Source organism: Arthrobacter jinronghuae (genome assembly GCF_025244825.1).
GTDB lineage: Bacteria > Actinomycetota > Actinomycetes > Actinomycetales > Micrococcaceae > Arthrobacter_B > Arthrobacter_B jinronghuae.
The window spans coordinates 2,202,370-2,211,797 of record NZ_CP104263.1 but is presented as its reverse complement, the minus strand read 5'-3'; the positions used below and the strand labels follow the sequence as shown (position 1 = coordinate 2,211,797).

Here is a 9,428-nt window from a genome sequence, read left to right as displayed (position 1 = left end):
TCAGGGAAGCCTGCCCGGCCTCAGCAGTGAGGGAACGGCAGCCCGGCCCGGGTCCAGCGGCACCGGGCTGATGAGCAGGGCCGGTCCGCGGTGAAGCGTCCCGCTGCTCAGCGGCCGGCAGCGCAGCCCGCCCCGGCCCCGCATCGCCTTGTGCGCACCGGGAGCCAGGACCCGGTCCATCCAGGCGCAGGGGTGGGCCTGCCTGCCGCCGTGGAATTCCACCCGGCTGTCGGCAGATTCGAGGACAAAGTCCTGTCCCAGCAGCGGGGACAGTTCGGCACCGCGGAGCACCACGTTCCGGCGCGCCAGCAGCGGGTCAAAGGGATCGGCACCAAGCTCCGCGGCGATGGCCTCCAACGACTCCACAGCTAACAAGGTAACGGCCGCATCCATGTGGGCGGCCTTGCCGAAGAACCGGTCACCGACAATCCCCTTGCCGGCAACTACCTCAGCCTGGTCCGCATCGGTGGTGACGACGTCGGCCGGCCCGTCCTTGGCACGCCCGAAGTAGGCGTGTGCGGGCGAGACAAGCAGGTGCAGGATCTCGACGTCGTACGCATAACTCATGCCTCCACGCTAACCGTTCCTGTGTGGACGGGCCGCCGCCGCTCATTCCATCAGTGGGGGAGGTTGGCACGGGCGTGCCGGTGCCGCCCGCGTTGCGCCGCGCGTGCGAGGATGGCGCGAAACGGCGAGGGCGCCGTGCCGGACGAAGGATGGGTAGGGGAACAATGCGGTACCTGTACCTGAGGACATGTGCGTCCATGGCCGGCCTGCTGTGTTTGAGCCTGGTCGTGTCGCTTGCCGTGTTTGCTCACCTTTTCAAGGAGCCGGCCATGGACGCGGCGGCTGCCCCCGAAGCAGAGCCGCCGGACAGTTTCACGCTCGTGATCAACAAGAACCGACCCCTCGCGGCGGACTACGTGCCGGCCGATCTGACAGACGCGGGCGGGCTGCTGCTGCGCGCCGAAGCGGCTGAAGCCTATGCCCGGATGGTTGGTGATGCCGCGGCGGAGGGCGTCGCCGTTTCTCCCGTCAGCGGCTACCGGTCACGGGAAGAACAGTCCCGGCTGCACGCCTCCTACACCGAGAAGTACGGGCAGGAGGGAGCCGATTCGCTCTCCGCCCGGCCCGGCCACAGCGAGCATGAAACCGGGCTGGCCGTGGACATCGGCAATCCGGACGGTCTATGCGCGCTGGAAACCTGTTTCGAAGGAACGGCAGCCGGTTCCTGGACCGCTGCGAACGCCCACCGGTACGGCTTCCTGATCCGTTATCCGGCCGGGGCGGAACACATCACCGGGTATGCCTACGAGCCCTGGCACCTGCGTTACGTGGGGCCGGAGGTGGCCGGCGGAGTCCATGACTCCGGGGTGACGCTGGAGGAGTTTCTCGGCTTTCCGGCCGCGCCGAACTACTGACCGCTAAACCGCCTTCACCACCGGCAGTTCGCTCCACTCGGTGGTGTACCGCGGCGAGGAATACCTGCGCGACATGGTCCATTCCGGCGTCGCCGTGGACATCCCCGCCAGCCCGAGCCCGATACTCGCCGCACCGTATTTGTCCGTGACTTTCCCCAGCAGTTCGCCCAGGTTCCGCCGTTCCTGTGCGGAGACGAACTCCTCGAACAGCGGCTGCGCGCCGGCGGACTCCAATCCGCTGAGCATCACCCCGGCCTTGGTGTAGGGCACACCCTCGACCACCTGGGACTCGAGCGCGCCGACGGCGGCCCGGCTGAGGACCACGGGATCCGACGTCGGGCTGGGTAGACGCACCGTGGCGGAGGGGAACGACGCCGCCCGCTCGCTGAAGTGCGACGTGCCGGCATAAGCGGTGAGGATGCTGGCCTGCTGTCCCTCACGCTCCAGCCGTGCGGCCGCCTGCTGCGCGTAGATGCTCATGACCTGGCGCATCTCGGCGCCGGTAGTGACCGGCGTCGAGAAGCTCCGGGAGAAGATCAGCTGTTTGCGGTCCGCCCGCTCGTCCTCGTGCGGGATGCAGGCGGTGCCGTTGAGCTCCAGCACGGTGCGCTGCAGGGTGACCGAGAATTTCCGGCGGATCAGCGCCGGATCGGCTGCGCGCAGGTCCGCGACGGTGGAGATCCCCATCGCGTCCAGCTTCGTGCCCAGCCGGGACCCCACGCCCCAGAGGCCGGTGACCGGCACCCGGGACATGATGGCTTCCACGGCGGCCGGGTCCATGGTCTCGAGGTTGCAGACGCCCTGCAGGTGCCGGTTCTGTTTGGCGATCCGGTTGGCGAACTTCGCCAGGGTCTTGGTGGTGCCGATGCCCACGCAGACAGGCAGGCCGGTGTGGCGGGCGACGGCGGTGCGGATAGTTGCCCCCTGTGCCTCCAGATCGCGCGGCGTGCCGGCGAGTCCGAGGAAGGACTCATCGATCGAGTACACCTCCTGCCACAGCGCGTAACGCCCCAGCAGTTCCATCACACGGGAACTGAGATCTCCGTAGAGCTCGTAGTTGCTCGAGCGCTGGATCAGGCCCACGCGCGGCGCGGATTCGGCGAGCTTGAACCACGGCGTGCCGGTCTTGATGCCCAGTGCCTTCGCCTCGTCCGAGCGTGCCACCACGCAGCCGTCGTTGTTGGACAGCACCACCACCGGCACCCCTGCCAGTTTGGGGTCGAACGCGCGCTCGCAGGAGACGTAGAAGCTGTTGACGTCCACCAGCGCGATCCGCTGGGCGGCTGCCGGCGGCGGGGACGGCTCAGACATGGTGCAGGCAGCGGGTCACAACGCCCCACACGGACAGTTCCGACGGCTCAGCCACGAGGATGTCCGGATACCCGGGGCTTTCGGCCCGCAGCACGATCCGCTGCCCGCCCAGCAGCAGCCGCCGGACCGTGAGTTCTCCGTCCACCACGGCAACGACGACGGCGCCGTCGCGCGGCGTGAGCGAACGGTCCACAATCAGTTCATCCCCGTTGCAGATACCGGTGCCCGCCATGGAATCGCCTTCCACTCGCACCACGTAGGTGGAGGTGGGGTCCCGGATCAGGTGCCGGTTGAGGTCAATCCGGCCGTCAAAATAGTCCCGGGCCGGACTGGGAAACCCTGCGGCAGTCGCGGCGTCGGACTCCGACGGCGGAGCGGGGCGGCGGGAACGGTCTGCTGAGAACACCGCCATGCCGAGGCCTCCTGGGGGATATTTCTAGAACGGGAACATTTCTAGAACATACTTTCGAACCCCAAGCCTAGCACCGGACTGCTATTCGTTACTTGAGCGGGATCCCGTGCGCGTCGGTGCGGAAGGACCGGGCGTTGCAGAGAATCATCAGGCCTTCGACGAAGCCCCAGACGGCTCCCATGCCCGTGAAACAGGTCAGGACAAGCTGCGCGATGCCCACGCTGTTGTTGCCCAGGTAGAAGCGGTGGACGCCGAAGCCGCCGAGGAAAATTCCGAGCAGTCCGGCGGTGACGCGGGATTTCTGGGGCCGGTAACCCGGGCCCTGCGGTGCGTGGCCGAACTGGGCATGGCCGTAGCCCTGGGCCTGCTGGTGGCCGGCGGACGGGTAACCCTGGACGGGATACCCCTGGGCCTGGTTCGGGTAGCCCTGGCCGGGATACCCCTGGCCGGGCTGGTTCGGGTAGCCGGGTGAAGGATAGTGAGGTGCCTGCTGCCCGTATCCCTGGGGATTCTGGGGCTGGGGGTGCTGAGGCTGCTGGCCGGCGGGGGCGGTAGGTTCGGGTTTCTTGGGGGAGGCGTATTGCTCGTCCCACTCGTCGGACCACCGGTTTCCGTGGTTGTTTCCCTGGCCGGGACCGTTACCTGACATGGTTTCCTCCAACGTTTTTTTCGAAGCCATCCGGACGGGGCGTCGAGATTCGGCTTCAACTCCGGCAGCGATCGCCGCAATCATCCGGATATACCTGCTGCCTGCACTCTAACAGCCGCCAGTAACAGAAGCCCCAGACCCGCCCGCGCCCGGACGGACTTGCTTAGGCGCCTGCCCGTGCCCAGCGCGCGAGCCGGTCGCTGGCTTCCATCCAGGCTGTGTCCAGGACCTGTTCCTGAGGATGGGCATCGTGCCACTGGATGATTTCGCGGGCACCTTCGGAAAACGGAATCACCGCCTGGTAATCCGGCACCAGGGACTTGATCTTGCTGTTGTCGAAGATGACCGAATGGCTCTTGTCGCCCAGCAGGCCGGGGCCCCGCCCCGGATCGAGCGCTGCGATGGTCTCCGATGGCACGTGGACCAGGAGTGGGTCGGGCACACCGGCGGCAGCCGCCAGGGAACGGTAAACGGCGTCCCAGGGCAGGAACTCGTCGGATGTGATGGTGTAGCTTTCGCCGACGGCGGCGGGCCGGCCCAGGAGGCCTACGAAGGCCTTCGCGAAATCCCGGCTGTGCGTCAGCGTCCACAAGGACGTGCCGTCACCGTGCACCACTACCGGCAGCCCGGCGCGCATCCGGTGGATGTCCGTCCAGTGCCCGGACAGGGGGACCATTGTGGCGTCATAGGTATGCGACGGGCGCACGACCGTCCCCGGAAAGCCCTCGCTCCGGTAGGCCTGCACCAGGATGTCCTCCCCGGCGATCTTGTCCCGGGAGTACTGCCAGAACGGGTTGCGCAGCGGCGTCGACTCCCGCACCGGCAGCCGTGCGGGCGGCTTCTGGTACGCCGAGGCCGAGCTGATGAACACATACTGCCCGGTTCGGCCGCGGTACAGTTCCACCGCCGCTGCCACATGCTCGGCGGTGAAGGACAGGAAGTCCGCCACGGCGTCGAACGTCCGGCTGCCCAGGGCGCCCCGAACGGCACCCGTATCCCGGACATCGGCGGACAGGACCTCGACGCCGGCCGGCGCCGGACGCAGCGCAGACACGCCCCGGTTCAGCACTGTCACCCGATGCCCGAGGCTGGAAGCGTGCGCGACGGCGGCGGCACTGATCACGCCGGTGCCGCCGATGAAAAGCAGATCAAGAGCCGCGGGATGCGTCATTGCGGGTTTCCTTACGGGTGTCCTTGACTGGGGGAAGGAGCCGGGCTTAGGTGGAGGTGCCCGGCTCCGAACTGCACCCAGCCTAGATGACCGCACGGCAGGAAAGGCACCGCCATGACAGAGAGTCCCCGCACCGTTGTTCCGGAACTGACGCTCGGCAACTCCGTACGGATTCCGCAATTGGGGTTCGGCGTCTTCCAGGTCCCGGCTGACCGGGCGCAGGAAGTGGTGGAGGACGCCCTGGCTGCCGGATACCGTCATATCGACACCGCTGCCGCGTATGGCAACGAGGCCGGAGTGGGAGCGGCCATCGCCGCGTCCGGCATTCCCCGGTCCGAGATCTTCGTGACCACCAAGCTGCGCAACGGAGACCAGGACCGGGCGCGGGCTGCGTTCCTGGACAGCCGGCGAGCGCTGAACCTCGACGTCGTCGACCTCTACCTGATCCATTGGCCGGTGCCCTCGCAGGGGATGTTCGTGCAGGCCTGGAAGGAACTCGAGGCCCTGTACCGGGACGGCTATATGCGCGCCATCGGGGTCTCCAACTTCCTCGCCGACCATTTGGATGCCCTGTACGAGCAGAGCCAGGTCCTGCCGGCCGTGAACCAGATCGAACTGCATCCCGGGTTCCAGCAGGCGGCGCTCGCGGCCGACACCATTTCCCGCGGCATCGCCGTCGAGGCCTACAGTCCGTTGGGGCAGGGCAGGGAACTGGGCGGGCCGGAAGTGGCGGCGCTCGCAGAGAAGTACGCAGCCACGGCGGCGCAGGTGGTGCTGGCCTGGCACCTGGGTTCGGGAAGGATCGTCATTCCCAAATCGTCCGACTCGGGGCGGATGCGGGAGAACCTGGCCGCCGTCGGTCTGGAACTGACGCAGGAGGAACTGGACCTCCTGGACGGGCTGGAGGGCGGACGCCGGATCGGTGCCGATCCGGCGACGGCGGACTTCAGCCAGTTCTGACCTGCCGGACAGTCCAGGGAGGGTAGATGCGGCCGTCTCAGGAAGCACTGGATCTCCTGTACGCCATCGGCGACGAACTGCAGGACGGTCCATTGACCGTGGGCACCATGTTCCGCAGCCCGGGGCTGCGTACCGGATCTAAGATCGTGGCCTTCCTCGGTTCCGGCGACTACCTGATCGTGAAGCTGCCGAAAGCCCGCGCCCAGGAGCTCATTGCTGCAGGCGCCGCAGGGCCGGTCACCATGGGTAAGCGCACCATGCGGGAATGGGTCGAGGTGCCGGCCGCCGCGGACCCGGGGGCCACGGCACTCCAATGGACGGCACTCACCCGCGAGGCGCTGGAATATGTCCGCAGCCTTCCGGGTTAGCACGGCAATCAGCTTTCACTCGCTCCACCTGTGACAGGAGAATGCCGTGAATGATCCATCCCCCTTGATAGCCGTTGTCGGTGCCACCGGGCATCAGGGCAGCGCCGTCGTGACCGCGCTGCTTGAGCGCGGCGCGAAGGTCCGCGCACTGGTCCGGGACCCCTCCGGCAGCCGCGCTGCGTCGCTCGCGGACCGCGGCGTCGAACTGGTTCCGGGAGACCTGACGGACCCGGACAGCCTCGATGCGTTCCTCAAGGGAGCGGACGCCGCCTACGCGATGGCCACCATGGCCGGGCCGGGCGGAACGGAACAGGAAACCGCCAACGGCGTGGCGCTCGCGGACGCGGCCCGGCGGACGGGTTTGCCGCATCTTCTCTACAGCTCCGTCGGCGGAGCCGAACGGCAGTCGGGGGTGCCCCACTTTGAAAGCAAGCGCCGCGTCGAGGAGCACATCGAGGCCCTGGGCCTGCACGCCACGTTCCTGCGCCCCGTGTTCTTCACTGATAACTTTCAAGGCTTCGGCGTCAGCACGGAGGACGGTGAAGTGGTGGTGCGGATGCCGCTGCCGGACAACATCCCGCTGCAGATGGTCGCCGTGCACGACGTCGGCCGGGCTGCGGCCGCGATCCTGGCCGGCGGCACCGACGTGGAGGGCGGTGCCGTCGAAATCGCGGGGGATGAGCTCACCGGCTCGCAGATCGCAGCAGCTTTCGGTGAGGCCGCCGGGCTGCCGGCCCGTTATGAGGCGCTGCCGCTGGAGGTGGTCGAGTCCCAGGGGGATCTGGCGGCGATGTTCCGCTGGTTCGGGCAAACTTCCGCCTACCGGGGCGACTTCGAGGCAACCCGCGCCCTGCTGGGGGATGCCCCGCTGGATCTGCCCGGTTGGATCAGGGCCTCGGGATGGACGGCGGGCTGACCTCACCCGGCTTCCCGGGCCGTGCGGTCACCCAGGGTTTCCTTGCGTGAGTTGTTGGTCCGGCGGGTGACGGCCGAGGCCCAGACCCAGGTGGCCCGGCGCAGTCCGGCGTCCTCCCAGAGCACCTGTACCGCCCGGGACGACCAGCTGCAGGCTTCGCCCTTCACACGCTCGGCAGTGCTGGGGAACCGGATCCAGGCCCAGACGGGCACCCCGGGCACCGACGTGGTGACCGGATTGTGCTCGAAGTCCAGCTCTTCCGGGGTAAGGCTGATCGGCTCGGCCCGCCGTGCATAGCGGGCCGCCAGCCGCTCGGCGGCGTCCTGGTTCATACTCTTAAAAATAGAACATATGTTCGAAAGCGGGTAACCGGGCCGGGTCCTTGCCATGCTCATGCCGGCGGCCTGTCCATGGTGCACAATAGGTGCCATGTGCGGACGGTACGTAATGGCAAGGGCAACGTCGGATCTGGTCTCGGCGTTCGCCGTCGAGCAAACGGTGGGACCGGACGTGCTCCCGTCCTGGAACGTTGCCCCCACGGATGATGTGCGGATCGTCACCGAGCGGTTCTCCAATGAAGCACCGGTGCGGCGGCTGGCGACGGCTAAATGGGGGCTGGTTCCCGTCTGGGCCAAGGACCCCAAGATCGGATCCCGGATGATCAACGCCCGGCGGGAAACCATCCTGGAGAAACCGGCGTTCCGCAAGGCGGCCGTGAAGCGCCGTGCCCTGGTGCCGGCAGACGGTTACTACGAGTGGGAAAAGTCCGCGGACGGCAAGATCCCCACCTACCTGTACTCCGGCAAACAGGACCCGCTGGCGTTCGCCGGGCTGTATGAGTTCTGGCCGGACCCGGCGCTGCCGGAGGACCACGAACACAAGTGGCTGCTGAGCGTCACCATCATCACCACGAAAGCCACGGACGCGCTCGGCCACATCCACGACCGCACCCCGCTGATCATTCCGCCGGACCTCTACGCGGACTGGCTGGACCCGAAGCTGACGGACGGGGCAGATGTCGCCCAGCTGCTGGACGCCGTGCCCGAACCCACGCTGACCCCGCGGGTGGTGTCCCGCGAGGTCAACTCGGTGCGCAACAACGGGCCGGAACTGATCGAGCCTGCGAGCGCCTGACACCTGGTGAACCCCGGTGGATTACCAGGCGTAGTCCTCCGGCGCCGGTGAGTGCCCGGGGAAGATCCCGTCCAGCCGGGCCAGCGTCCGTGCATCCAGGGTGACGTCCAGGGCCAGCAGTGCCTCGTCCAGCTGCTCTTGGGTGCGCGGGCCCACCAGCGGGGCCGTCACCGCGGGCTGGTGCAGCAGCCAGGCCAGTGCCAGGACGCCGGGCAGGATGTCCAGTTCCGCGGCCAGTGCCTCGTACTGCCGGATCTGCTCCTCGTGTTTCTCCAGCAGGTTCCGCACCCTGCCCTCGGCACGCCGCCCGCCGCCGTCGGCCTCCTTCGCCAGGATCCCGCCGAGCAGGCCGCCCTGCAGAGGGGACCACGGCAGGATTCCGAGCCCGTACTGCTGCGCCGCGGGAAGGACTTCCAGTTCCACGGACCGGTTGATCAGGTTGTAAATACTCTGCTCGCTCACCAGCCCTGCAAAGTTCCGCCGGCTGGCGTTTTCCTGTGCCCGGGCAATGTGCCAGCCGGCGAAGTTGCTGCTGCCGTTGTAAATGATCTTGCCCTGCGCCACCGCCACCTCCATGGCCTGCCAGATCTCCTCCCACGGCGTGTTCCGGTCAACGTGGTGGAACTGGTAGAGGTCGATGTAATCGGTCTGCAGCCGCTTCAGGCTGGCGTCCAGGGCGCGCCGGATGTTCAAGGCCGAGAGGTAGGTGTCATTGGGGCGTTCGCTCATGGAGCCGTAGAGCTTGGTGGCGAGGACGGTGTCCTCGCGCCGCCCGCCGCCTTTGGCGAACCAGCGTCCGATGATCTGCTCGGTCCAGCCCTTACGCTCCCCCCAGCCGTAGACGTTGGCGGTATCGAAGAAGTTGATGCCGGTATCCCGGGCGGAGTCCATGATGGCGTGGGCGTCCGCCTCGTCGGTTTTGGGTCCGAAGTTCATGGTGCCCAGGCACAGGCGGGACACGGACAGGCCGGAGCGGCCAAGATGCGTATATTCCATCCGGCCAGTGTGCTCCACGTTACGTTGCGGGGCCAGCCGTCGGGCGGTGCTGGGGTAGCCTGAAAGCCAATTCCGGAACGGCAGGGAGAA

The 9,428-nt window shown here is 67.5% G+C and carries 12 protein-coding genes; 5 read left to right on the top strand and 7 right to left on the bottom strand.

Annotation, left to right across the window (positions count from 1 at the left end; genetic code table 11):
- On the bottom strand, positions 1–567 hold the full coding sequence (locus N2K98_RS10330) for an MOSC domain-containing protein (RefSeq protein WP_255865754.1): 567 nt from the start codon (positions 565–567) through the stop codon (positions 1–3).
- A gap of 269 nt (positions 568–836) precedes the next feature.
- Here N2K98_RS10330 and N2K98_RS10325 point away from each other — a divergent pair, with 269 nt between their 5' ends.
- The gene (locus tag N2K98_RS10325; RefSeq protein ID WP_255797503.1) at positions 837–1,421 is read left to right on the top strand and encodes a M15 family metallopeptidase; all 585 of its coding nucleotides are present in this window, start codon (positions 837–839) and stop codon (positions 1,419–1,421) included.
- Positions 1,422–1,424: 3 nt separating this feature from the next.
- Here N2K98_RS10325 and N2K98_RS10320 read toward each other — a convergent pair whose 3' ends face one another.
- The 4 genes from N2K98_RS10320 to N2K98_RS10305 all read right to left on the bottom strand — a co-directional run bounded on the left by N2K98_RS10320 (position 1,425) and on the right by N2K98_RS10305 (position 4,964).
- A complete protein-coding gene (locus tag N2K98_RS10320; RefSeq protein WP_255865753.1) occupies positions 1,425–2,732 on the bottom strand; it encodes a Y-family DNA polymerase in 1,308 nt (435 codons plus the stop codon).
- The gene (locus N2K98_RS10315) at positions 2,725–3,144 is read right to left on the bottom strand and encodes a LexA family protein (RefSeq protein ID WP_227933663.1); all 420 of its coding nucleotides are present in this window, start codon (positions 3,142–3,144) and stop codon (positions 2,725–2,727) included. The genes N2K98_RS10320 and N2K98_RS10315 overlap by 8 nt, the downstream gene beginning before the upstream one ends.
- Positions 3,145–3,232: 88 nt before the next feature.
- Positions 3,233–3,793: a TM2 domain-containing protein gene (locus tag N2K98_RS17225; RefSeq protein WP_304661593.1), complete on the bottom strand. Its 561-nt coding sequence runs from the start codon at positions 3,791–3,793 to the stop codon at positions 3,233–3,235.
- A gap of 163 nt (positions 3,794–3,956) precedes the next feature.
- Entirely contained in the window at positions 3,957–4,964 is a 1,008-nt protein-coding gene (locus N2K98_RS10305) for an NAD-dependent epimerase/dehydratase family protein (RefSeq protein ID WP_255865752.1), read from the bottom strand.
- A 114-nt stretch (positions 4,965–5,078) separates the two neighbouring features.
- Between N2K98_RS10305 and N2K98_RS10300 the strand changes: the two genes are divergently transcribed.
- The 3 genes from N2K98_RS10300 to N2K98_RS10290 are packed head-to-tail and all read left to right on the top strand — an operon-like array spanning position 5,079 to position 7,208.
- Entirely contained in the window at positions 5,079–5,924 is an 846-nt protein-coding gene (locus tag N2K98_RS10300; protein WP_255865751.1) for an aldo/keto reductase, read from the top strand.
- A 26-nt stretch (positions 5,925–5,950) separates the two neighbouring features.
- Positions 5,951–6,292, top strand: coding sequence for a hypothetical protein (locus tag N2K98_RS10295; RefSeq protein ID WP_255865750.1), 342 nt, complete (start codon positions 5,951–5,953; stop codon positions 6,290–6,292).
- Between the two features lie 46 nt (positions 6,293–6,338).
- The gene (locus N2K98_RS10290; RefSeq protein ID WP_255865749.1) at positions 6,339–7,208 is read left to right on the top strand and encodes an NmrA/HSCARG family protein; all 870 of its coding nucleotides are present in this window, start codon (positions 6,339–6,341) and stop codon (positions 7,206–7,208) included.
- 2 nt (positions 7,209–7,210) lie between these two features.
- Here the strand turns inward: N2K98_RS10290 and N2K98_RS10285 are convergent, their stop codons facing one another.
- Complete coding sequence (locus N2K98_RS10285; RefSeq protein WP_255865748.1) at positions 7,211–7,540, bottom strand: hypothetical protein; 330 nt, start codon at positions 7,538–7,540, stop codon at positions 7,211–7,213.
- Positions 7,541–7,637: 97 nt separating this feature from the next.
- Between N2K98_RS10285 and N2K98_RS10280 the strand changes: the two genes are divergently transcribed.
- Positions 7,638–8,342, top strand: coding sequence for an SOS response-associated peptidase (locus N2K98_RS10280; protein WP_255865747.1), 705 nt, complete (start codon positions 7,638–7,640; stop codon positions 8,340–8,342).
- A gap of 21 nt (positions 8,343–8,363) precedes the next feature.
- Here the strand turns inward: N2K98_RS10280 and N2K98_RS10275 are convergent, their stop codons facing one another.
- Positions 8,364–9,338, bottom strand: coding sequence for an aldo/keto reductase (locus tag N2K98_RS10275; protein ID WP_255865746.1), 975 nt, complete (start codon positions 9,336–9,338; stop codon positions 8,364–8,366).
- Between the last annotated feature and the right edge of the window lie 90 nt (positions 9,339–9,428).